The sequence below is a fragment of the Flavobacterium shii genome (genome assembly GCF_025847235.1).
GTDB lineage: Bacteria > Bacteroidota > Bacteroidia > Flavobacteriales > Flavobacteriaceae > Flavobacterium > Flavobacterium shii.
In genome coordinates this window covers 45387-68600 of record NZ_JAOZEW010000017.1, presented here as the reverse complement: position 1 = coordinate 68600, position 23214 = coordinate 45387, and the positions used below count along the sequence as shown (strand labels likewise).

Annotated in this window: 21 protein-coding genes; 4 read left to right on the top strand and 17 right to left on the bottom strand. The window is 32.7% G+C overall.

What is annotated here, in order from left to right; translation table 11 throughout:
* Nucleotides 1–78 precede the first annotated feature (78 nt).
* The 4 genes from corA to glyA form a co-directional block, all read right to left on the bottom strand.
* Entirely contained in the window at nt 79–1149 is a 1071-nt protein-coding gene (gene corA, locus OIU83_RS16005) for a magnesium/cobalt transporter CorA (RefSeq protein WP_264207265.1), read from the bottom strand.
* A gap of 120 nt (nt 1150–1269) precedes the next feature.
* A complete protein-coding gene (locus OIU83_RS16000; protein ID WP_264207264.1) occupies nt 1270–1767 on the bottom strand; it encodes a GNAT family N-acetyltransferase in 498 nt (165 codons plus the stop codon).
* A 265-nt stretch (nt 1768–2032) separates the two neighbouring features.
* Entirely contained in the window at nt 2033–2626 is a 594-nt protein-coding gene (miaE, locus tag OIU83_RS15995) for a tRNA-(ms[2]io[6]A)-hydroxylase (RefSeq protein WP_264207263.1), read from the bottom strand.
* Nucleotides 2627–2781: 155 nt separating this feature from the next.
* Nucleotides 2782–4056 carry a serine hydroxymethyltransferase gene (gene glyA, locus OIU83_RS15990; protein ID WP_264207262.1) on the bottom strand — a complete coding sequence of 425 codons (1275 nt, stop codon included), beginning with the start codon at nt 4054–4056 and terminating at the stop codon, nt 2782–2784.
* Between the two features lie 108 nt (nt 4057–4164).
* On the opposite strand from glyA, the gene fahA reads away from it, so the two are divergent.
* On the top strand, nt 4165–5448 hold the full coding sequence (fahA, locus tag OIU83_RS15985; RefSeq protein ID WP_264207261.1) for a fumarylacetoacetase: 1284 nt from the start codon (nt 4165–4167) through the stop codon (nt 5446–5448).
* A gap of 226 nt (nt 5449–5674) precedes the next feature.
* On the opposite strand, the gene OIU83_RS15980 is transcribed toward fahA, so the two are convergent.
* On the bottom strand, nt 5675–6715 hold the full coding sequence (locus tag OIU83_RS15980) for an agmatine deiminase family protein (protein WP_264207260.1): 1041 nt from the start codon (nt 6713–6715) through the stop codon (nt 5675–5677).
* 247 nt (nt 6716–6962) lie between these two features.
* Between OIU83_RS15980 and OIU83_RS15975 the strand changes: the two genes are divergently transcribed.
* Nucleotides 6963–8228, top strand: coding sequence for an OmpA family protein (locus OIU83_RS15975; protein WP_264207259.1), 1266 nt, complete (start codon nt 6963–6965; stop codon nt 8226–8228).
* Between the two features lie 80 nt (nt 8229–8308).
* Here OIU83_RS15975 and OIU83_RS15970 read toward each other — a convergent pair whose 3' ends face one another.
* From OIU83_RS15970 to clpB, 7 genes are all read right to left on the bottom strand, one after another.
* Entirely contained in the window at nt 8309–9196 is an 888-nt protein-coding gene (locus tag OIU83_RS15970) for a carbon-nitrogen hydrolase (protein WP_264207258.1), read from the bottom strand.
* A 174-nt stretch (nt 9197–9370) separates the two neighbouring features.
* The gene (locus tag OIU83_RS15965; protein WP_264207257.1) at nt 9371–9784 is read right to left on the bottom strand and encodes a hypothetical protein; all 414 of its coding nucleotides are present in this window, start codon (nt 9782–9784) and stop codon (nt 9371–9373) included.
* Nucleotides 9785–9982: 198 nt separating this feature from the next.
* Nucleotides 9983–10399: a hypothetical protein gene (locus tag OIU83_RS15960; RefSeq protein ID WP_264207256.1), complete on the bottom strand. Its 417-nt coding sequence runs from the start codon at nt 10397–10399 to the stop codon at nt 9983–9985.
* 327 nt (nt 10400–10726) lie between these two features.
* Nucleotides 10727–11602, bottom strand: coding sequence for a DUF808 domain-containing protein (locus tag OIU83_RS15955; RefSeq protein ID WP_264207255.1), 876 nt, complete (start codon nt 11600–11602; stop codon nt 10727–10729).
* 217 nt (nt 11603–11819) lie between these two features.
* The gene (locus tag OIU83_RS15950) at nt 11820–12860 is read right to left on the bottom strand and encodes a hypothetical protein (RefSeq protein WP_264207254.1); all 1041 of its coding nucleotides are present in this window, start codon (nt 12858–12860) and stop codon (nt 11820–11822) included.
* Nucleotides 12861–12881: 21 nt separating this feature from the next.
* Nucleotides 12882–13373 carry a T9SS type A sorting domain-containing protein gene (locus tag OIU83_RS15945; RefSeq protein ID WP_264207253.1) on the bottom strand — a complete coding sequence of 164 codons (492 nt, stop codon included), beginning with the start codon at nt 13371–13373 and terminating at the stop codon, nt 12882–12884.
* 177 nt (nt 13374–13550) lie between these two features.
* Nucleotides 13551–16157: an ATP-dependent chaperone ClpB gene (clpB, locus tag OIU83_RS15940; RefSeq protein ID WP_264207252.1), complete on the bottom strand. Its 2607-nt coding sequence runs from the start codon at nt 16155–16157 to the stop codon at nt 13551–13553.
* 156 nt (nt 16158–16313) lie between these two features.
* On the opposite strand from clpB, the gene ytxJ reads away from it, so the two are divergent.
* Nucleotides 16314–16703: a bacillithiol system redox-active protein YtxJ gene (gene ytxJ / locus OIU83_RS15935; RefSeq protein ID WP_264207251.1), complete on the top strand. Its 390-nt coding sequence runs from the start codon at nt 16314–16316 to the stop codon at nt 16701–16703.
* Nucleotides 16704–16719: 16 nt separating this feature from the next.
* A complete protein-coding gene (locus OIU83_RS15930) occupies nt 16720–17262 on the top strand; it encodes an HD domain-containing protein (RefSeq protein ID WP_264207250.1) in 543 nt (180 codons plus the stop codon).
* 56 nt (nt 17263–17318) lie between these two features.
* On the opposite strand, the gene OIU83_RS15925 is transcribed toward OIU83_RS15930, so the two are convergent.
* From OIU83_RS15925 to argB, 5 genes are all read right to left on the bottom strand, one after another.
* Nucleotides 17319–18512 (bottom strand): hypothetical protein, encoded by a 1194-nt coding sequence (locus OIU83_RS15925; protein WP_264207249.1) that lies wholly within the window; start codon nt 18510–18512, stop codon nt 17319–17321.
* Nucleotides 18496–19494: a DUF2157 domain-containing protein gene (locus tag OIU83_RS15920; protein ID WP_264207248.1), complete on the bottom strand. Its 999-nt coding sequence runs from the start codon at nt 19492–19494 to the stop codon at nt 18496–18498. The genes OIU83_RS15925 and OIU83_RS15920 overlap by 17 nt, the downstream gene beginning before the upstream one ends.
* Nucleotides 19495–19615: 121 nt before the next feature.
* A complete protein-coding gene (gene argH, locus OIU83_RS15915; protein ID WP_264207247.1) occupies nt 19616–20896 on the bottom strand; it encodes an argininosuccinate lyase in 1281 nt (426 codons plus the stop codon).
* A gap of 226 nt (nt 20897–21122) precedes the next feature.
* Nucleotides 21123–22193: a M20 family metallo-hydrolase gene (locus OIU83_RS15910; RefSeq protein ID WP_264207246.1), complete on the bottom strand. Its 1071-nt coding sequence runs from the start codon at nt 22191–22193 to the stop codon at nt 21123–21125.
* A 195-nt stretch (nt 22194–22388) separates the two neighbouring features.
* Entirely contained in the window at nt 22389–23162 is a 774-nt protein-coding gene (gene argB / locus OIU83_RS15905; RefSeq protein ID WP_264207245.1) for an acetylglutamate kinase, read from the bottom strand.
* Between the last annotated feature and the right edge of the window lie 52 nt (nt 23163–23214).

Genomic DNA, 23214 nt, shown 5'->3' with positions numbered 1-23214 from the left:
CAGTATTATCTGCTATTATTTCCCCATACTTATATATATTCAGAAGCTACAGTCAATATGCGTTATAGACCTTAAACTCTAAAACCAACGTCTTTTTTTGAAATAAATAATCAATCCAATTACCAATAAAAACATTGCAGTCATAACCGAATAATAACCATATTGGTACTTAAGTTCTGGTATGTTTTCAAAATTCATTCCATACACTCCAACTATAAAAGTTAATGGAATAAATATTGCTGAAATTATGGTTAGCGTTTTCATAATTTCGTTCATTTTATGGCTTTGTGCCGAAAAATAAAAATTAGAAGCACTTTCCAACGAACTCATATCTGATTCTATTTGTTCTAAAAGTTCCAAACTTTTTTGATGCAAACGAGAAAAGAAACTAAAATTCTCTTTTTCGATTCCATTAAATGTGTTGTCGTCTTTTATACTTTTAATATCATACAAAGAGTCACGGAGTGGTATAATAGAACGTTTTAAGAAATTAAAATTATCTCTATGTCTTTCTATTTTTTCAAGTATAATTGGATTGGTATCCCCCTTGGTAATATTAATCAAGTCTTCTACTTTATTCTCTTCGTCTTCGAGCGTGATATAAAAGTTTTCCATCACTGCATCTAACAATAAATAAAGCAAATAATCGACTTTTTTCGTTCGCACAATTCCAGCATGCAGCCTAATACGTTCGCGAATATGAGTAAAGAAATCACTTCGCTTTTCCTGAAAAGATATTAAAACACCGTCTTTGATTATAAAACTTATTTGCTCAACACTAATACTATCAGAATGTTCAGATGGCAAAAGAGATTTTATATTAAAAAATAAAATTTCCTGCTGTTCTTGTAACTTTGTTCTTTTGGTAGTATTAAGTATATCGGCAAGCATGAATCCATCTACTTTAAAATACTCTCCAATGGTTTTAATCAAGTCAATATTGTTTAAACCATGTATATTGAGCCAATTATTTTTAGAATAATCAATACAAGTATTTATTGCTGCTATATTAAATTTTTCATATTCGGTAACTTCTAAATCATCATAGACAAAAAGTTGCATTTCGGACTGAGTGTCTTTATGCTGACCTGTGTATTCTAAGTAATAGGGTTGTAATTTTCTGCCTTTTTTGTATTTTATCTTTCTCATCCAAAAATGATTTATATAGTAATATTACAAAAAAGTTTTTTAAAACCCTCTTACATTCCCAATTTTGGCAGTAGTATACCAAAATTCTAACTTATTTAAGATTTTAACAAAGTAGGTCGATTACTTTACTTTCTTTTCCATAATAAAATCTTCCATCAAGTACCCGTGATCTAGCTCAATATCTGCTTCGGCTACAATTTCGAATCCCATTTTTTTATAAAAAGAAGCCGCTTTATTAAATCTATTTACGTTCAAAGTAACGATATCTGATTTTTTTTCTTTGGCTGCAGCCTCAACTGCATCAATTAGTATTTTCCCCATTCCCTTACCTTGTGCTTCTGGAAGTAAATACAGTTTGTTTAAGCGTGTCGCATTTTTATCCAAATAATTATGTTGGTATCCAGCATAACCAAGACAAAAATCATCCTCATAAGCCATTGTAAAGACATGTCCATTACGGATGCTTTCTTCTAATAGAGCTGGCTCATAAAATTTATCAAGCATATAATCAAGTTGTTCCTGAGATAGGATTTCACCATAAGTGTTTGGCCAAGTTTTAAATGCAATTTCTCTTATTGTAGATACATCGGTTGCTGATGCTATTTTAAGTGTAATCATAATTTAGACTTCTTAGATTTTTAGATTAGTTAGACTGGCTTAGAATTTTAAACTTTATGGATAATTGGGATTCTCCTTCGACTCCGCTCAGCATGACACTAAACACTGTTACTGACTTAGATTTATTAGACTGGCTTAGAATTTTAGACTTTATGGATAATTAGGATTATCCTTCAACTACGCTCAGGATGACACTAATCACTGAAACTAAGGACTGAAACTAAGGACTGAAACTGAGACTGAGACTGAAAACTGAACACTAACTCTACCCGTGAATAGTTTCTCCTTTTCCGTAATTGGTGATTATGGATTCTTCGTAGGATAGCCATTCTCTCCAGCGTTTCTCTACATCAATTCCTACTCCGTATTTTCTGGCATAAGTAATAAAAGTGGTATAATGTCCTGCTTCGCTTTCCATTAAATCTCTGTAAAAAACAGATAATTCTTCGTCGTTAATATTTTCCGATAGTACTTTAAAACGTTCGCAACTTCTGGCTTCAATCATTGCCGAGAATAACAAACGCTCAACTAAGCTTGAAACACGACTTCCGTCTCCGCTTTTCTTCATATACAAATACAATTCATTTACATAGTCGTCTTTGCGTTCCCTACCAAGCTTTAACCCTCTTTTGATGATGATATTATGTACTTGCTCAAAATGGTCAATTTCTTCTTTGGCAAGAGCCAATAAATCTTTAACCAAATCTTGATGCTCTGAGTTATTTGTAATTATTGTAATAGCATTTGTTGCTGCTTTTTGTTCACACCAAGCGTGATCCGTTAATATTTCTTCAATATTTTTCTCTACAATATTTACCCATCTTGGGTCGGTTGGCAACTGTAATCTTAATACACCCATTTTTTTTTTAGTCTTTAAAGTTTAGTCTTAAAGTTAGAAAGTCATAAAGTTGTAAAGTCGAAAAAAATAAAAGTCGAAGATCAAAACTAAAATAGAAATTTATATTCCATTCCAAGACTTTTGACCTTCGACTTTAAGACTTTATGACTTTTTTTTTAATAAACGAAGATTGCTCTTTCGCTCATCATTTCATTTACTTCATTGGCAACTTCTTCGATAACTTCTTCACTAGTGTGATTTGTTAATACTCTATCAATTAAAGCAACAATAGTTTCCATGTCGTCTTCAACCAAACCACGTGTTGTGATAGCAGCTGTTCCTACACGAATACCCGAAGTTATAAATGGTGATTTATCATCAAATGGAACCATATTTTTGTTTACAGTAATTTCAGCTTTTACCAATGCATTTTCTGCTTCTTTACCTGAAATTCCTTTATTTCTAAGGTCAATTAACATCATGTGATTGTCTGTACCTCCAGAAATAATATTGTATCCTCTTTTTACAAAAGCATCTGCCATTGCACTTGCATTCTTTTTTAATTGCATAGCATAAGTAAAGAATTCATCTTGTAATGCTTCTCCAAAAGCAACCGCTTTTGCAGCAATAATATGCATTAAAGGACCTCCTTGGTTTCCAGGAAATACAGCTAAGTCTAATAATGCAGACATCATTCTGATTTCTCCTTTTGGATTTGTTAATCCTTGTGGGTTTTCAAAATCTTTACCCATTAATATTAAACCTCCACGTGGTCCACGTAATGTTTTGTGTGTTGTTGTAGAAACGATATGACAATGAGGAATTGGGTCATTCATTAATCCTTTGGCGATAAGCCCTGCAGGATGTGAAATATCTGCAAATAATATTGCTCCTACACTATCTGCAATTACTCTAAAACGCTCAAAATCCATATCACGAGAATAAGCTGAAGCTCCTGCAATGATTAATTTTGGTTGCTCTTTAGTAGCAATTTCTTGAATTTTATCATAGTCCAAACGTCCTGTTTCTTTATCTACACCATAAAAAACCGGAGTATATAAACGTCCCGAGAAGTTTACTGGAGAACCATGTGTTAAGTGTCCACCGTGAGATAAATCAAATCCTAAGATTTTATCTCCTGGCTTTAAACATGCATGATAAACAGCAGTATTTGCTTGTGAACCAGAGTGTGGTTGCACGTTTGCGTATGTAGCTCCAAATAACTCCTTGGCTCTATCGATAGCAATTTGCTCAATAACGTCAACTACTTCACAACCTCCGTAGTATCTTTTGCCTGGATAGCCTTCTGCATATTTATTTGTTAAAACAGAACCAGCTGCTTCCATTACCTCATCACTTACAAAATTTTCTGAAGCGATTAGTTCTAATCCGTGAATTTGTCTGTCTTGTTCTTCAAGAATAAGATCAAAAATTTGTTCGTCGCGTTGCATTTTTTAGTTTTTCGTTAATTTGATGCAAAAATACAAAAAAACGTTTGTCAAACTGTTAGATTATGATATATTTGACATAGAATTTTTCAACAAATAATTAACATTCACATGCCGATAACAGCCAACGATACTAAACGAAAATCATGGTTAGATGTACCAGAGAATAGTGATTTCCCTATTCAAAACATTCCCTTCGGTGTTTTTCTTACCAAGGAAAATATAGTAACGGTTGGAACAAGAATTGGCGACTACGCCATAGATTTAGGAGCTTTGCAACAATTAAGCTATTTCTCAGGAATTGATTTAACTGATGATATGTTTATGCAAGATACTCTAAATGATTTCATTTCAGATGGTAAAAAAACATGGCGTTTAGTTCGAAACCGTATTGCCGATATATTTGATATTAACAATCCTCAACTAAGAGATTCAACAAAAGATAGAGATATTGTCATTTTTAAAATTAACGATGTCGAAATGCAATTGCCTGTTTTAATTGGAGATTACACCGATTTTTATTCAAGTAGAGAACACGCAACCAATGTAGGAAAAATGTTCCGTGATCCGGAAAATGCATTATTACCAAACTGGTTACACATTCCTGTAGGATATCACGGAAGAAGTTCGACAATCATACCTTCTGGGATTCCAGTACACAGACCAATGGGACAAACGCTTCCTAATGGAGAAAATTCACCCGTTTTTGGACCTTCAAGATCTATTGATTTTGAATTGGAAACAGCATTTATTACAACAGATGCTAATATAATGGGAGAACCCATTCCTGCCTATGAAGCCGAAGATTATATTTTCGGAATGGTTTTATTAAATGATTGGAGTGCTCGCGATATCCAAAAATGGGAATATGTGCCCTTAGGACCATTCTTAGCAAAGAACTTTGCCTCTTCTATCTCTCCTTGGATTGTTACGATGGATGCATTAGAACCATTTAGAACCAAAGGCCCTAAGCAAGATCCATCACCACTTCCTTATTTACAAACTAAAGGAAAAAAAGGTTTTGATATTCATTTAGAAGTTTCTCTTAAACCATTGGACAAAGAAGAAACTGTAATCTCCAGATCGAATTTTAAACACATGTATTGGTCAATGAGCCAACAACTAGCACATCATACCTCTAATGGCTGTCGTGTTAATTCTGGCGATATGATGGGTTCTGGAACAATATCAGGACCTACTCCAGATAGTTATGGCTCTATGCTGGAACTAACTTGGGGAGGGAAAAATCCATTAAAATTAAATGATGGTAGCGAACGTAAGTTTATCGAAGATAATGACACAGTAATTATGAGAGGATATTGTGAAAGCAATGAAGTTCGTATTGGTTTTGGAGAAGTTTCAAGCCAATTACTTGCTCCTTTCGTGAGACAATGAAGAGATCTTGATTCTGAATAACAAAAAACGCATTGAAAATTTTCAATGCGTTTTTTTTATGCTCTTAAAATTTGTGGTCTTTACGTAAATCTATTTTTATTCTTTCTGACTAATTCTCTTGCCATCAATTGCACAAATTTTCACAAATTCAAAACTTTGCAATCTTCGCAAAACCTCTGAGCCTTTGCTCCTTAGAACCTTTCTTTAACCACAACTTCAGTAGAATTTATACTGGTATTTGCTGACTTAAACAATGTAATGTTCCAAATCCCCAGATAAAATCAACACAACTAATTCCGATAACTTCTCTATCAGGGAAACACTCCGAAAGAATATTAAGCGCAACACGATCATTACTATCATTAAAAGTAGGAACCAAAACACAGTTATTAAGAATTAAGAAATTAGCATAACTCGCCGGCAATCTTAAATCTTCAAAATCTATTCGTTTAGGCATTGGTAAAGCAACAACTATTGGAGACTTTCCGTTTTCCAACTTCGCATTTTGCAAACGCTTCAAATTATCTTGTAATGGCTCATAATTTGCATCATTTTTATCTGTTTCTACAATCGTTACAATCGTATCTTCATTTACAAAACGACACAAATCATCAATATGACCATGTGTATCATCTCCTTCTATACCATTTCCTAACCATATAACATTGGTTACACCTAAATATTCTTTAAAAACGGCTTCGTAATCTTCTTTGGTAAAATTAGGATTTCGAACCTGAATACTAGGATGCATCAAGCATTCCTCTGATGTTAATAAAGTTCCTCTTCCGTTACTATCAATTGCACCACCTTCTACAATAACAGGTTTACCTTTATATATTACTTGTGTAAGCGGAATATCCAGAACTTCGGCAATTTTCGCTGGCACAAATTTATCTAATTGATAGTTTTTGTATTTTGCCCAACCATTAAAATTAAAGTTTAATGCTTCTCTTTTATCTCCATTTTTAACAACAATTGGTCCTGAATCACGCATCCAGCTTCTGTTTGTTTTATGAATAATATAAGTAACATTCTTTAAATTCACGTGTGCTCTTTCAAGCATTTCGTTCACTTTTGCCTTCAAATCTTCATCAGCAACCACCAGGAAAACAATTTCATATGTAGCTACTTTTTTGATAAATTCTACAAAAGCCCATTGAACTGCTTCATATTTTCCTGGCCAATCTTTACCATTATGTGGAAAACACAATACAATACCTTGTTGCTTTTCCCACTCAGCAGGAAATCTTCTATTATTCGTCGTCATAAAAAGGTTCTAATTTAAAAGAGCACAAAGATACTCATTCGTAAGTTTTATTATTACGCAATGAACATTTTTTCCTGCAGAATGGAAATAATTGTTTTTCAAACAATTAAAAACATTAACACAACTAAAACTCCAAAAGGTGGGAATTATATAACCCCGATAGAACACTGTTCCCAGACTATTACCATAATTTTATACTAAGTTTAAAATAAAAGACTTACAAAAATCAAATTAAATATTAGATATCATGAAAAAGAAATTAGCTTCCGTATCACTTTTATTATTATCATTTGCAGCAGGCGCACAAAACATGGCGCCACCTTCTGCACAGACATCTGTTGAAAAAAATCCTTATGATAAATGGTCTATTGAATTGAATGGTGGTTTAAACAAGCCAACCAGAACAATGACAGATGGTTATTCGACTGCTACAGTTAGTCCTTTTCACGCAGATTTAGGTGTAAGATACATGTTCAATCCTAAATTTGGTTTGAAAATGGATTTTGGGTATGATCAATTTCAGGAACGTGATGACACTCCTCAATTTAAAAGCACCTATTTAAGAACAAGCCTTCAAGGTGTTGTGAATGTTGGTAGAGCTTTAAACTTTGAAACCTGGACAAATACTATAGGATTATTAGCACATGGTGGATTTGGTGTTTCTCAATTAAGTTCCGATAATGGTTTTAGTGGTAAAGACTATATGGCCAATGGAATTATTGGTTTAACTGGGCAAATAAGATTAAGTAATAGTTTTGCCTTAACTGGAGATCTTACTGGTATTGTTAATGGAAGACAAAATTACAACTTCGATGGAATGGGTCCAACAACTAGTGGTTCATTCGATGGAGTATTATTAAATGCATCTGTTGGTCTAACATTCTACTTAGGTAAACATGAAAAACATGCCGATTGGTATTCTGAGGACAACGACAAATACAATAAATTAGAACAAAGAGTTGGACTAATCGAAACAGGTCTTATTGATAGCGATAAAGATGGTGTAGCCGATCTGTATGATTTAGAACCTAACACTATTGCCGGAGTTGCAGTGAATACTAAAGGACAAACTATTGATGCCAATCAAAATGGTGTTCCGGATGAATTAGAAAGTTATTTAGATAAAACCTATTCTAAAAAAGGTAGTGAAACTGCAACAAACAATACTGTTGAAGAGTTAATTAACGGAGGATATGTAAATGTTTATTTCGACTTCAATTCTTCTAAACCAACAAATGCTTCTTTATCCGGTGTTGACTTCTTAGTTAAATACTTGAAAAACAACCCTGGTAAATCTGCAGACATCATTGGTTATGCAGACGAAATTGGAAGTTCAAGCTATAACACTGAATTATCTAAAAAAAGAGCTGAAGCTGTAAAAAAAGTTGCTATAAATGCAGGAATTGACGGTTCTAGATTGAATGTAATCGCTAATGGTGAAGATACATCTGTGAATAAAAAATCTAAAGAAGCACGTCAAATCGTAAGAAGAGTTACTTTCCAAGTGAAATAAATTTATCTTTATTCTTAAGAAACAAAAAAGGACAAAATTTACATTTTGTCCTTTTTGCTTTTATATATAATCTAACTGAATTAGTCGATTGCTCTTTTAATAATATCTCCAAAAGCATCAATTCTTCTGTCTCTGAAAAATGGCCAGTTCTGACGTACATTTTCTTGCAGATCCAAATCAACTTCGGCAATAAGAATTTCTTCTTTATCGTGTGACGCTTGCGCTAAAATTTCACCTTGAGGTCCTGCAATAAATGAAGCTCCCCAAAACTGAATTCCATCAGTACCATCGATATATTGCTCTAAGCCAATTCTATTAGCAGCAGCTACAAATACACCATTTGCAACAGCATGACCTTTCATTACGTTCATCCACGCTCCATACTGGTTTTCACCATATTGCTCTTTTTCTTTTGGATGCCATCCAATTGCTGTTGGGTAAAACAATACTTCGGCACCTTTAAGGGCTGTAATACGAGCAGCTTCTGGATACCATTGATCCCAACAAATTAATGTTCCTATTTTTCCTTTTTTAGTTTCGATTGCCTGAAATCCTAAATCACCAGGTGTAAAATAGAATTTTTCGTAAAAATGAGGATCATCCGGAATATGCATTTTACGGTATAATCCTGCTTCAGATCCATCTGTATCGATAATATAAGCACTGTTGTGGTATATTCCTGCCATTCTTTTTTCGAAGAAAGGAACGATTATAACCACTCCTAATTCTTTGGCTAAAGCACTAAAGGCAATAAATGAAGTACTATATAATGGTTCTGCTAAAGCAAAATTATCAACATCTTCACTTTGGCAAAAATAATGGCTACTATACAATTCTGGTAATAATATAACTTCAGCACCTTTATTTGCCGCATCTCGAACCCAACTTATACATTTTTTTAAGTTGTTTTCGGCAACATCATTAAGGTTCAACTGAATAACAGCAATTTTATATTTCTTATTCGGCATGACTTAAAATTTTTAGACTGCAAAAATAGTTAATTTTCCAGATAGTAACAGAAAACCGTTTTATAAATATTCCTCTTCAACAGTTTTTGATGAAAAGAGATAAGAATAAAACGGTTTTTAAATAGCTATGAAATTTATATTCTTTTCATAGCAAGTACATATATTGCTTATAAACTATTCTATGACAACTTTTATTGTTATAAACTCAGTCTCCGATTTTGCAAATCGCATATAATAAGTTCCTTTATTTGAATAGATAGCTTTGTGTATTGTTCTTTTAAATTGTGGTTTAGTATCCTCACAAGTAGCCGAGGAGTATTTAGCTTCAACTTGTACCCCAATCTCTTTATTAATCTGTATTTCTGTAAATTTATTAAATTCTCCACAGCCATTCTCCACCATAAACATGACATTATAGCTCAATTCTTCATTTACTTTTCCAGTTGCAGGACCTGTTACCTCAGTAACAAAAGCACTTTTGGCAATAAGTGCAGGAGTAGTTGTTTTATCGCTATCACTACTACATGAAGATAATGCAGTTACTAAGAACAATACAAATAGAACTGATTGCAATTTAATTTTTTTCATAAAACATTATTTATTGTTAATTATAATTATAGATGACAATATAGTAATAAGGTTGCTTTATCAAATGTTAAATTTTCAAAATAAACCACAATAAACTATAAATCAAATATTTAATTTCCAAAAATAAAAATAACATACCTATAAAAAAACCAGTCTATCAACTGTTTTTTTTCTCATACTTCACATCTTATAGACAAACTATTCAATAACAACTTCTAGAGATACAAATTCAGTCTCCGATTTCTTGAATTTTATATCAAAAGTTCCTTTAGTAGTCGATTTAAATTTATAAACAGTTTTCTTTTCTGTTATTTGTTGTGTACAAACTTCCCCTGAATATTTCGCTTCAACTTGCAATCCTTTTTCTGTTCCAATCGTTACATCTGAAAATTTATTGAATTCTCCACAGCCATTATCCACCAAAAAAGTTACATCATAACTAAGTTCTTCATTTACTTTTCCAGTTACAGGACCTTTTACTTCTGTTACCAAAGCATTTTTCACAGTAGGTACGGGAGTTGTTCCTTTATCTTCATCTTTATCATTACTGCATGAAATTAATGCTGTTGCCAAGAATAATACAACCAAAACCGATTTTAATTTGAAATTTTTCATAAAATAATTATTTGTTATTAATTACTATGAAGATGTAGATGTGTAGCTTTGGTTGCTTTTAAAAACTGTTAAATAATTCACTAAAACCTTAATCAATTGTAAATCAGAAGATTATTTTTATAAAAAAATAGCACAACAACTGTTATTTCTTACAAAAAAAACTTTTATAATAGCCCCGAAAGAAACGATATCCTTTTCTTGGCTTCTTTAGCCAGGAAAAGATATAGTGGATAGCGGGAAAAGTGGTGTTTTAAAAATGATTATTCTGCTTCAAAAAACACCAGCCTTTCGACTAGTGTTTTGATATATGAAGCACTAAACTTTATGCTACTTTTTCTTTGAAAATATTTTTTTGAATAGATTTACTACTGCCAATACTATAAATCCTAATACAAGCCCAACGACAAATTCTTTTATAATAGAAGGTAATTGTGGGACTAAATGATGGAAAAAATCAATATTGTGTACAAATATTCCCCCAGCTACTAAAATTAAAGCTATTGTACCGATAACTGTTAAACCTTTGATCACTATTGGGAGTGCTTGTACTAGTAAGTTTCCAATAGTTTTAAGCAGGCTATTTTCTTTTTTACTCAGTTGAATTAGTTTAAGTCCAACTTCGTCCATTCTAACAATAACTGCAACAATACCGTAAACTCCAATTGTTGCAATTAATGCGATTATCGAAACCACAATAATCTGTGATGAAATTGGTTTCCCTATTACGGTTCCCAATGCAATAATTACTATTTCTACAGATAAAATAAAATCAGTTACAATTGCTGATTTTACTTTACCTTTTTCAGCTTCCAGAATTTCTTCTTCAGTAAATGTTTGTAATGCGAGTCCCTCCGATGCTTCATGTTTGTGAGGAAATATAAATTCGTATATTTTCTCTGCACCTTCATAGGCTAGAAAAAGTCCTCCAAGTACCAGAATTACAACAATAGCAATAGGAAAAAAAGCACTTAATAAGAATGCTATCGGTAAAATGATTACTTTATTAAGAAGCGAACCTTTACTGATTGCCCACAATACAGGAAGTTCTCGAGATGAAGCAAATCCCGAAGCTTTCTCAGCATTAACAGCCAAATCATCTCCTAAAATCCCTGCCGTTTTTTTTGCTGCAACTTTACTCATTACTGCAACATCATCCATCATTGCTGCAATATCATCTAATAGTACGAAAAAACCTGATGCCATTTATAATTGTTTTTTAAGAACGCGTTAATTCTTGGTAATGTGCTCCAAAATTAATCGACGTGTTTTGTTATTTTACGCGAATCTAATACTTTTTGATTAAATCTCTTTCTACTAATTTTATCAAATTTGTATTTTTGTTTTAAACATAAAAAAAACACCAGCCTTGCGACTGGTGCTTTATAAATAATAACTTTATTTTTAAAAAATTGATCATGAGTTAATCGGTCACAACATTATTTCCCTTACTTACTAAAATTTCTTTATCTATAATCCCCTGTCCTACAGGAGGAGCGGGTGGATTTTGACCTCCCAATCCAATATATTTCCCTCCTGCAGGGGAAATATTTAGCATTGTACCTAAAAGCAAATTAATTTGAGAACTTGGAAGTGCATTTCTATCAAAGGCAAGAGTAGTTGTGTAATTATAAACTGAAGATAAAACAGGTAAATCAATAGAAGTAAGAATGGCATTATTACTAAAATAAATGCTTTTGCATGTAGTCAACAAAGGAAGAAAAATAGATGTTAAAGAAGAATTACTAGAGATATTAGTTTGAGCCCCATATAATACTTTCAAAACAGGAAATGAAACTGAACTTAATTTTTTATTATCCTCTATAGTAAACTGACTATATACTTCGCCCAAATTACTTAAATTTATTGCAAATAAATTTAAATTACCGCCTATATTTAAGATTACCAACTTTTTTATTTGGCTTAAATCTAAAGTTGTTAAATTTGTTGTATTTAGAACGTAAATATTTTCGGTCTGAGGCCCAAACTCAGCTGCTACTTGTGCTGCTGCCTGTGCATCTGTAATATCACCAGTTATAATTATACTTGGTTTTCCTTGATTTTCACTACTTCCGGCATATAAAGCATAAGGTACACTTAAAAGCTGACTTGTACCGCTAATCGTGTAGTTGCTCCCTCCTGTTGGATCAATTTCGGTCTTAATAAAATGTGATCCCGCACCCCAATTTACACCTGCAAAAGTTCCAGTAACAGGAGTTCCACCTCCTATTTCTATTGTGGCTAATCCGTTATTGTTTGTTGTTGTTGTTTGTGTTTCTACATAAGTAGCTGTACCACTTGCTGAACCTAATAAAATACTAGTTTTTATACTTACTAAAGTACCTGTAACCAATGTTCCATCCGTTTTACGAATAACCGATTGGTAACTCATTTTCTGTGGAGTCTGTGCGAATAAAATTGTAAAAGAGCTTAATAATAGTAATGCCAGAGTAATTTTTTTCATATGTTTTCTGCTATTTGAATGTTATTTTTTTATGATTTTAAAAGTTTTTATTGTTTTGTTGCTATTATTTACTACTAGAAAATAAATTCCTTGATTTAATCCTTGCATTGGCACTCTTGTTTCCTGAGTTATTATTTTTAATTTTTTAGATACTACTTTCCCATTGATGTCAAGTAAACTACAGGATAAATCATCCCATTTATTATCAGTCACACTTAAATTAAGCATATCAATAGCAGGATTCGGGTAAGCAGTCATTACAAGATTAATCGCCGTAAGCTCATCTTTCCCTAATGTAGTTATCTCATAAGGCTGTTGGATACCTTGCAACACATATCCATCTGCCCCAGGTAAACTTGTATAAGCTATTTGTCCAATTGAATAACTCGATGTACCGCCTGCCCCTGTAGCACTTCCGCCAGCGACTACTACACTTTCTTGTGAATAACTACTCGTTATAAATGAAATACTAGTAATAAATAAAATTAAAAAAGTTTGTTGTTTTCCTTTCATATAAGTGATTTAGCCGTTGATTATTTTATTTGAATAAGGTCAAATTTTTACTCAAAAATCCAAATATATAATAATTCTTACGAAAAATATTATTCAAAAGAAGAGAATCCTAAAAATATAGACATAAAAAAAGCACCAGCCTTGCGACTGGTGCTTTCAAACTATTAAAATTAAATATTAATTAGCTTGTACTGGTGTTTGGTTTCTAAAAACCAATTGTCCATCAAAAGCATCTAATAAAATAATACTATCTGTTGTAATCTTTCCTGCCAAAATTTCTTTTGACAATTGATTTAAAACATCTCTTTGTATAACTCGTTTTACTGGTCTTGCACCAAATTGTGGATCAAATCCTTTATCCGATAAATAAGCAACTGCTTCTGGAGTTGCATCCATTGTAATTCCTTGCAAAGCCAACATTTTGGTTACACTTTTTAATTGTAAACCAACAATTTGTTTAATATTGTCCACTGTTAAAGGTGGGAACAACACAATCTCATCAATACGGTTTATAAATTCCGGACGTACTGTTTGTTTTAATAAAGCAAGCACTTCTACTTTTGCTGCCTCTGTAGCGGCTTCAATACCTCCTTTTAAATTCTCGAATTTTTCTTGTATAATCTGGCTTCCCATATTCGAAGTCATGATGATAATCGTATTTTTAAAATCGGCCAAACGCCCTTTGTTATCAGTCAATCGTCCTTCATCTAATACTTGTAATAAAATATTAAATGTATCTGGGTGCGCTTTTTCAATCTCATCTAACAAAATTACCGAATATGGTTTTCTACGTACCGCTTCTGTTAATTGTCCACCTTCATCGTATCCTACGTATCCCGGAGGTGCACCTACTAACCTACTCACACTATGACGTTCTTGATACTCACTCATATCAATTCTTGTCATGGCATTTTCATCATCAAAAAGATACTCCGCCAATGCTTTTGCAAGCTCTGTTTTACCAACCCCTGTAGTTCCTAAAAACAGGAATGTACCCACAGGTTTTTTCATGTCTTGTAAACCAGCTCTGCTTCGTCTTACAGCATCACTTACTGCTTCGATTGCTTCTTCTTGACCCACTACACGTCTGTGTAACTCATCTTCTAGATGCAATAGTTTTTCTCTTTCTGTTTGAAGCATTTTCATTACTGGAATACCTGTCCATTTTGCTACAACTTCGGCAATATCTTCTCTGGTAACTTCTTCTTTTATCAAAGAATGTCCAGATTGGTATTCATGCATTTGTTTCAATAAAACATCTAGTCTTTCTTGCGCTTCCTTAATTTTACCGTAACGAATTTCGGCTACTTTTCCGTAATCCCCATCACGCTCTGCACGATCTGCTTCATGTTTAAAGTTTTCAAGCTCTAATTTTACAGCCTGAATTCCATCTACTACATCTTTTTCAGATTTCCATTTGGCGTAGATTTCATTACGTTCTTCTTTCAAGTTAGCCAATTCCATGTGTAAAGCATTAAGCTTACTTTCTTCTTTCTCCCGTTTTATGGCCTCAATCTCAATTTCTAATTGCATTATTTTTCTATCCAAAACGTCTAATTCCTCAGGTTTTGAATTGATTTCCATACGCAATTTAGATGCAGCTTCGTCCATTAAATCAATCGCTTTATCCGGTAGGAAACGATTGGTAATATAACGTTGAGAAAGCTCTACAGCAGCAATAATTGCTTCGTCTTTTATCTGAACTTTATGATGTGTTTCATACTTTTCTTTGATTCCTCGTAAAATTGAAATCGCACTTTCGGTATCTGGCTCATCAATTATAATTTTTTGGAAACGACGTTCAAGCGCTTTATCTTTTTCAAAATATTTTTGATATTCATCCAAAGTTGTTGCACCAATCGCTCTTAATTCTCCACGAGCCAATGCTGGTTTTAGGATATTAGCCGCATCCATTGCGCCTTCTCCTCCACCCGCTCCTACAAGTGTATGAATTTCATCGATAAACAAGACGATATCACCTTCGGCAGCAGTAACTTCTTTTACTACCGATTTTAATCTTTCTTCGAATTCTCCTTTAAATTTTGCCCCAGCAATTAATGCTCCCATATCTAGTGAAAACACAATTTTATCCTTTAGGTTTTCTGGCACGTCACCATTAACGATTCTTCGTGCTAAACCTTCGGCAATTGCGGTTTTACCAACTCCGGGTTCACCAATTAACATTGGGTTATTTTTAGTTCGACGTGTTAAGATTTGTAATACACGTCTAATTTCTTCATCTCGTCCGATAACAGGATCTAATTTTCCTGAACGTGCTAATTCATTTAAGTTTTTAGCATATTTATTTAATGAGTTATATGTTTCTTCGGCAGATGCAGAAGTTACACGTTCTCCTTTACGTAATTCATCAATAGCTGCTTTTAAGCCTTTGTTTGTTACTCCTTGATCTTTTAAGATTTGAGCAACTTTGCTTTTTGAATCAAAAATTGCAAGCATTAAATGTTCGATTGAAACATATTCATCGTTCATTTTTTGTGCAATAATTTCTGCTTCGTTCAATGCTTTGTTTGCATCTCTGGAAAGCATTACATCTCCTCCCGAAACTTTCGGAAAGCTTTGAATTGTGCTATCTAGAATTTGAAGAAATAAAGGCACATTTACATTGAGTTTTTTCAAAATAAATGGTGCTACATTTTCATCAACTTCAAAAATAGCCTTGAAGATGTGTTCATTCTCTATTTGCTGTTGGCCATTTTTTTGAGCCAATTGCTGAGAGAGCTGAATTGCTTCTTGCGATTTGATTGTAAATTTATTTATGTTCATCTTTATTTGATTTATGATTTATGATTCTATTTTAATAAGTAACTTTGTTTATTATTTCTCAAATTATATTCCACAACAATAAAACAGACAAAATGACGCTAAAAACTTGATTTTTATCATTTTTAAATGTCAAAAAGTCATAAATAACGACAAAACATGAATTTTCTATCATCCCTATTTGGAGATTCTGATAAAAATGAATCATCAGAAACCAAAATAAACTGGATTCCATTAACAAGTTTAGACCAATTAGACGAAATCGTAACGGAGTCTAAAGATAAGCCAATTCTTATATTTAAACACAGTACTAGATGTAGTATTAGCAGAATGGCGCTAAAAGGATTTGAGAAAGAATTTGATTTAGACAATAAAGTTAAGGCTTATTTTCTTGATTTAATAGCACATCGTGATGTTTCAAATGAAATAGCCTCGCGTTTTAACGTTGTTCATCAATCTCCTCAATTATTGCTTATCAAAGACGGAAAATCAATATATGATGTTTCTCATAGCGATATTGATGCTGATGCATTGAAAGAAAAAGTGTAATTTTCAATAAAACTAAATGGATATCCAATCAATTTATCAAAAGACAATAATTTTTGCTGCCCATAAACATTCAGAGAATAATCAACTCATTCCTGATTCTCAACTACCCTATGTTGTTCATTTAAGCAATGTGGCAATGGAAATTTTAATTACCGCAAGTAATACTAAGGAATTTGACTTAAATTTTGCTACTCAAATTGCATTATTACATGATACATTAGAAGATACAACTACAACATTTCATGAATTAGAACTTGAATTTGGAATTGAAATAGCCGAAGGTGTTTCTGCCCTTACAAAAAATGATAATTTACCAAAAGAAGAAAAAATGCTTGATAGTTTGAACCGAATTTCATCTCAAAGAAAAGAAGTTTGGGCTGTAAAATTAGCAGATAGGATAACTAACTTACAAAAGCCTCCTAAAACTTGGGATAGTCTTAAAAAAAGAAAATACAAAAATGAAGCTGAAGTTATTTTAGAAAAGTTAAAAGGAGCAAATCAATATTTGGAAAATCGTTTGCAAGTAAAAATACAAGAATATGAATCATATATTCATTAAAACATTCCTGACTTAGTTAGGAATATTTCAATTATTTATCCGGTATTTGTTTTTAATTAAAAACTCCCTCCTGAACCTCCTCCACTAAAATCACCTCCACCAAACTCCATTGGTGATTCTTCGGGTTTTATTTCGGGTTTTAAATTAAATGTTGAAGCAATAATTAGTGCTTCGGCATTGAGTAATGAATTAGAGCTATCTATACGATCTGGTTTAAATGTTATTCCTTTTTCATTATCTCTTATCTTTCTTATCGCAAAATAAGTAAATGCAAAAAGTAATAATCCTCCAAAAGTCAAAGCTACTTCTGTTGGTAAAACATGATGATACGTTCTAAAAGTAAAAATCGAAAAACAAAAAGATAAAAAACCTATCCAAAGCAAGATTCTATCTTTATTACGTAATCCAAAAAACAAATAGAGAACTGGAACTATAAACGTAAAAATCCAAAAGATTACTCCAAATGGAATTTCTGGACTTATTTCATAATAGCCACCAGATAAACTGGCAGAAAGCTCTCTTACAACCAAATAATTCCCCGAAAAATAAAATAATATTAAACTGAAATTTTTCATCAGGAGAATTCCTTTATAATAAAAAGGCTCTGTCAAATTTTTAAGAAGCGTTCTACCAATATAATACATTCCAATTGCATAAATCATTAATACAAATGGCAGGAAAACACTACCTGACTCGATATAATTAAAGGTAACGAATCCTAATGTTGCAGTCAATGACAAACAAAAAATCAATACCGAAGATAAATGTACATAACGCAAATACAGTAAAAAGGAAACTATCGTTACAGCAATCATGCTAGCAAGTATATCTCCATTGCTTACATTTAAAATATTAGTTGTAAAAGATATGGCAATAGCTATTGCCAATGTTAATTGTGCTCCTAATACAAAAGCATCGTCTAAGCCGTACCCATAATATTTTTGTTGTGCTAAAAACTCTGTACCTGCAAACCCAACTATTGCAAAAAAATAAACTAAAACAATATAAAAATCACTGGAAGCAGCGCTTAGTCCTAATAAAGATATCACTCCACAAATAGATGAATATAAAAAAACACCTAATAGGAAGAAACCAATCCGAATTAATATATTATCATGGCTTTTAAGAACCGGTAATTCTTTAGAAATAGTATCTAATTGTTCTTTAGTTATAAAATTGGCTTTTTGTAAACTCTCTGCCTCATTAACCAAAAAAATATTCTTCAATAAATTCTTATCGTATACTATCATTTGCTTTTTGTTTATTGAAATTTTTAATTAATTTAATAAGTAAAATTATAGAACCTATTATATAAAAAGGCGTTATTAACATTATTAATTCATAAAAATCAGTTGCGTTTACAAACTCCAAAAATTTAAAAACTATTATATTAATTCCAACATATCCATATAAAATTGTAAACACAAATAATGAAATTGCAGTGATCTGATAACTTACTTTGTAGAAATAATAAGTAAAAGCTCCTAAAATTATTGCAAAAACCAACCAATATCCCTGAAGTAAATTATTGATTGTAGCAATGCTTATTAAATGCAACGCATAAGTAAGGTAAATAAAATTAAAATGTGTTTTCAAATTAATTTTAGAACTATAGATTGTCCAAAGTATTAATAACCCTCCCAATACAATTGCCGAATAACTTAAGGTATCTGTGGTATAAAAATCGTTGCTAAGCAATGTTTGCGGACTTACCGAAAGACCTATATAAGCTGCTAAACCAGTTACTGCAATTGTTAACACGCTTTTATTATCAAAATAATAAGCACAAAAGAAACTTATAATCGTAGGGACCAATGTTGCTAAACCATAATGGGTACCGAAAAGCTTATACTGAAACTGAATGTAACCAATAAAAATACAACTCAAAAGTGTTGCGGTAAGAACTAAATATTGCAAGACAGGATTCTCAAAACTAGAATCTTCTTTTTGAAATCCTTTTGATTTTTTAAAACAAAAGTAAAAACAGATTACTGTTACAATTAATAGCAAAGACAAAATAGCGACATGCCCTATTGTATCAATGTTCTGATATATTAAAATTCCGATTCCTGTAGTAAATAACAGTACCGATAAATAGAGGAACAATTTCAATTCGGTATAAAGTGAAAAAATACCTAAACCTCGATATTCCTTTATTTGACTTAATTGCTCTTCTGTAATTAGACTTTTCTCAAAAAGATCTTGAGTTGTCTGTTCTTCAAAATGTCCCATACTATTACTTTATGATAACTAATTATCAAATATATGTATTTAGTATGAATTTTCTGCTTTGGACAAAGAAGGATTTATTCTAAAAAAAATGCACTATGAAATCATAGCGCATTTTCCTGAATTAATAAGAACTCTTCATCTTATCTTTTATCGCATCTAAACATAAATTATTGATGCTTCCTTCGTGTGTATGTTTTGTTTCTTTAGGCGACTTAAATGTTCCGTTTTCTAATTGCTCGGCAACTTCTTTGTATGCATCTCTAAACGGCATTCCTGCTACGACCATTTCATTTAAGGTATCTACTGTAAATAGGTAATCGTATTTTTTATCGTCTAAGATATGGTCCTTTACTGTGATGTCTTTTATAGAGAAAATCGCAATATCTAAACAAGCTTTAAGGTTTTGGATTGCTGGAAACAATCCTTCTTTTAAAAGCTGTAAATCTCTATGATATCCACTTGGTAAATTATTTGTTATCAAAGTGATTTCGTATGGTAATGCTTGGATTTTGTTGCATTTTCCACGAATCAATTCAAATACATCTGGGTTTTTCTTGTGCGGCATTATGCTTGAACCTGTTGTAAGATGTGATGGCAAACTGATAAAATCAAAATTCTGACTCATATACAAACAAACGTCCATTGCAAATTTAGACAAGGTTGCTGCTACGCTACTCATCGCGAAGGCAACTGTTTTCTCAGCTTTACCACGACTCATTTGTGCCGCTACGGCATTGTACTTTAAGGTTTCGAAACCTAGTTCTTGTGTTGTAAATGTTCTGTTTATAGGAAACGAGCTTCCGTATCCTGCAGCTGAACCTAGTGGGTTTTGATCTACAATTTTGGCTGCAGCGTTTAGCATCGTAATATCATCGATAAGGCTTTCGGCATACGCAGAAAACCACATCCCGAATGAGGACGGCATTGCTATTTGCAAATGTGTATATCCTGGCAATAATACATTTTGATGTTTCTCGGCAGATTCCATTAACAAGTCAAAAAGGCTTTTTACTTGTTCTTTTAATGCTTTTACTTCGTCTTTTAGATATAAATGCACATCGACCAAAACTTGGTCGTTACGAGAACGGGCTGTATGGATTTTCTTTCCTGCATCACCTAGTTTCACTGTTAGCAAATATTCGATTTTAGAATGTACGTCTTCAAAACTATCTTCGATTACAAAATTTCCTTTTTCGGCATCGATAATGATTTCGTTTAATGCATCTACTAACGAATTGGTTTCATCAGCAGTTAAAAGCCCAATTTGTCCCAACATTTTTGCATGTGCAATTGAACCTAATGCGTCGTATTTTGCCAGAACCAAATCTAGTTCTCTATCGTTTCCAACAGTAAATTGTTCGATTTGTTTGTCTGTTGCAATTCCTTTTTCCCAAAGTTTCATAGGTAGATTTTTAGATTTTTAGATTTTTAGACTACTTAGATTTTTAGACCTTCCTAAATCTTTATATTTCTTAGTTATGGCTAAAGCCATGTTTTTTTATTATGTTGTTTCTAGCCCCGATAGCAGTGAAAATCCTTTTATTTTTTCCTTTAAAAAATAAAAGATTGGAACGGATAGCGGGAAATAACTCCTAATTATCCTTCGACTTCGCTCAGGATGACAAGGATTATATTTTAAAGAAATCGGTTAGTATTTTGATATACAATTCGATTCCTTCTTCGATTTCGTTAATAAAAATAAATTCGTCAGCCGAGTGTGAACGCAATGTTTCTCCTGGCCCTAGTTTTAATGATTGACAACTTAAAACCGATTGATCTGAAAGTGTTGGCGAACCATAGGTAGTTCTTCCTAAAGCGATTCCTGCCTGAACTAAACCATGCTCAACCGGGATAGATGAAGCATTAAGGTGCATAGACCGTGGTGCTACTTCAGCTTTTACATTTGCTTTTACAAGTTCAAGAATTTCGGTGTTAGAATAACAGTCGGTTACGCGAATATCGACTACCAAGTCACATTCTGACGGCACTACATTATGTTGTTTTCCTGCGTTTATTTGGGTTACAGTCATTTTTACTGGCCCTAAAACATCGGATATTTTATCGTATTTATAATTTCTGAACCATTCCATTACGGGAATAGCGTTGTATAATGAGTTGTCGTCGTTTTGGTGTGCAGCGTGGCTTGCCGTTCCTTTTACTTTTACATCAAGAACTAATAATCCTTTTTCGGCTACTGCTAACTGCATTAATGTAGGTTCTCCTACGATGGCGCAATCTAATTCTGGTAAATGCTGTAAAACGCTGTTTAACCCGTTTTTTCCGCTACTTTCTTCTTCACCCGAAGCTACAATTACTAGATTATAAGGTAAGTTTTGGTTGTTGTAAAAATGTACAAATGTGGCCAATAACGAAACTAAACATCCTCCTGCATCATTACTTCCTAACCCGAATAATTTGCCATCTTTTACAATTGCTTTAAAGGGATCGTTGGTATAGGCTTGGTTTGGCTTTACTGTATCGTGGTGAGAATTCAGTAAAAGTGTTGGTTTATTTTTGTCGAAATATTTATTGAAAGCCCACACATTATTGTTCTCTCTGTTAAAAGGAATCTCGTTTTGATTGAACCAATTTTCGATTAAAAGTGCCGTTTGATCTTCTTCACTTGAAAAAGATGGGGTTTCAATCAAACTTTTTAATAATGCTATTGCTTCTTGGGTAAGCGTTTCTATATTTTTCATTTTTTTATAGGTACTGAGATACTGAGGTTCTAAGCCACAACGTTTTTTTAATTAAATCTGTAACGATTTTAATTTGCGCAAATTTCTTAAATTAATATTTAAAATGCCTTGCGTAATGCTCTTTTTTTGCCACAGATTAAAAGAATTTTCACAGATTTTTAATCCTTTTAATCCGTTAATCTGTGGCTATATCTTTTATAATGTAATCGTTGTATGCAATATACTTGAATTTTGCAACATACTATGATGCCCGATTTTTATGGCCTGAACTCCTTTAGACAAGCTATTGAAACAATTGTCTAATTTTGGAATCATTCCGGAATGAATTACTTTTTCTGCTTTTAGTTTTTCGTATAATTCAGCGTTTATTTCGGTAATAACCGAATCATCATCTTCTGAATCCGACAAAACTCCTTGTTTTTCAAAACAATAGGTAAGCGTTACATCAAAATCTTGGGATAAAGCAATCGCTAACTCACTTGCAATTGTATCGGCATTTGTGTTTAGTAATTGTCCGTTTTTATCGTGTGTAATCGCGCAAAAAACCGGTACTATGTTGTTTTCCAGCAATGTAGCCAATAAACTTGTGTTTACTTGTTTTACATCGCCCACAAAACCATAATCGATTGTTGGGTGGTTTCTTTTTGTCGATTGGATTAAGTTTCCATCGGCTCCCGAAAATCCAATTGCATTATTGTTTTTTGCCTGCAATTGTGCTACAATATTCTTATTGATTTGTCCTGCATAAATCATCACGACTACATCGAGCATTGCTGCATCGGTTATACGACGACCATCTATCATTTGCGGAACTAGACCAATACTTTCAGCCATTTTTGTAGCCGATTTTCCTCCACCGTGAATCAATATTTTATGTCCTTCTATCTTAGAAAAATCTGTTAAGAATTTCTCTAATTCTGATGGATTATCGATTATATTACCGCCAATTTTTATTAATGATACTTTCATTTTTTTTGAGGTTCTAAGACGCTAAGGTTCTGAGGTTCTAAGTGACTTAGCA

What these genes read in the sequence shown, in the direction of transcription:
- corA (WP_264207265.1), bottom strand. Translation starts at nt 1,149, where the DNA reads ATGAGAAAGATAAAATACAAAAAAGGCAGAAAATTACAACCCTATTAC.
- OIU83_RS16000 (WP_264207264.1), bottom strand. Translation starts at nt 1,767, where the DNA reads ATGATTACACTTAAAATAGCATCAGCAACCGATGTATCTACAATAAGA.
- miaE (WP_264207263.1), bottom strand. Translation starts at nt 2,626, where the DNA reads ATGGGTGTATTAAGATTACAGTTGCCAACCGACCCAAGATGGGTAAAT.
- glyA (WP_264207262.1), bottom strand. Translation starts at nt 4,056, where the DNA reads ATGCAACGCGACGAACAAATTTTTGATCTTATTCTTGAAGAACAAGAC.
- fahA (WP_264207261.1), top strand. Translation starts at nt 4,165, where the DNA reads ATGCCGATAACAGCCAACGATACTAAACGAAAATCATGGTTAGATGTA.
- OIU83_RS15980 (WP_264207260.1), bottom strand. Translation starts at nt 6,715, where the DNA reads ATGACGACGAATAATAGAAGATTTCCTGCTGAGTGGGAAAAGCAACAA.
- OIU83_RS15975 (WP_264207259.1), top strand. Translation starts at nt 6,963, where the DNA reads ATGAAAAAGAAATTAGCTTCCGTATCACTTTTATTATTATCATTTGCA.
- OIU83_RS15970 (WP_264207258.1), bottom strand. Translation starts at nt 9,196, where the DNA reads ATGCCGAATAAGAAATATAAAATTGCTGTTATTCAGTTGAACCTTAAT.
- OIU83_RS15965 (WP_264207257.1), bottom strand. Translation starts at nt 9,784, where the DNA reads ATGAAAAAAATTAAATTGCAATCAGTTCTATTTGTATTGTTCTTAGTA.
- OIU83_RS15960 (WP_264207256.1), bottom strand. Translation starts at nt 10,399, where the DNA reads ATGAAAAATTTCAAATTAAAATCGGTTTTGGTTGTATTATTCTTGGCA.
- OIU83_RS15955 (WP_264207255.1), bottom strand. Translation starts at nt 11,602, where the DNA reads ATGGCATCAGGTTTTTTCGTACTATTAGATGATATTGCAGCAATGATG.
- OIU83_RS15950 (WP_264207254.1), bottom strand. Translation starts at nt 12,860, where the DNA reads ATGAAAAAAATTACTCTGGCATTACTATTATTAAGCTCTTTTACAATT.
- OIU83_RS15945 (WP_264207253.1), bottom strand. Translation starts at nt 13,373, where the DNA reads ATGAAAGGAAAACAACAAACTTTTTTAATTTTATTTATTACTAGTATT.
- clpB (WP_264207252.1), bottom strand. Translation starts at nt 16,157, where the DNA reads ATGAACATAAATAAATTTACAATCAAATCGCAAGAAGCAATTCAGCTC.
- ytxJ (WP_264207251.1), top strand. Translation starts at nt 16,314, where the DNA reads ATGAATTTTCTATCATCCCTATTTGGAGATTCTGATAAAAATGAATCA.
- OIU83_RS15930 (WP_264207250.1), top strand. Translation starts at nt 16,720, where the DNA reads ATGGATATCCAATCAATTTATCAAAAGACAATAATTTTTGCTGCCCAT.
- OIU83_RS15925 (WP_264207249.1), bottom strand. Translation starts at nt 18,512, where the DNA reads ATGATAGTATACGATAAGAATTTATTGAAGAATATTTTTTTGGTTAAT.
- OIU83_RS15920 (WP_264207248.1), bottom strand. Translation starts at nt 19,494, where the DNA reads ATGGGACATTTTGAAGAACAGACAACTCAAGATCTTTTTGAGAAAAGT.
- argH (WP_264207247.1), bottom strand. Translation starts at nt 20,896, where the DNA reads ATGAAACTTTGGGAAAAAGGAATTGCAACAGACAAACAAATCGAACAA.
- OIU83_RS15910 (WP_264207246.1), bottom strand. Translation starts at nt 22,193, where the DNA reads ATGAAAAATATAGAAACGCTTACCCAAGAAGCAATAGCATTATTAAAA.
- argB (WP_264207245.1), bottom strand. Translation starts at nt 23,162, where the DNA reads ATGAAAGTATCATTAATAAAAATTGGCGGTAATATAATCGATAATCCA.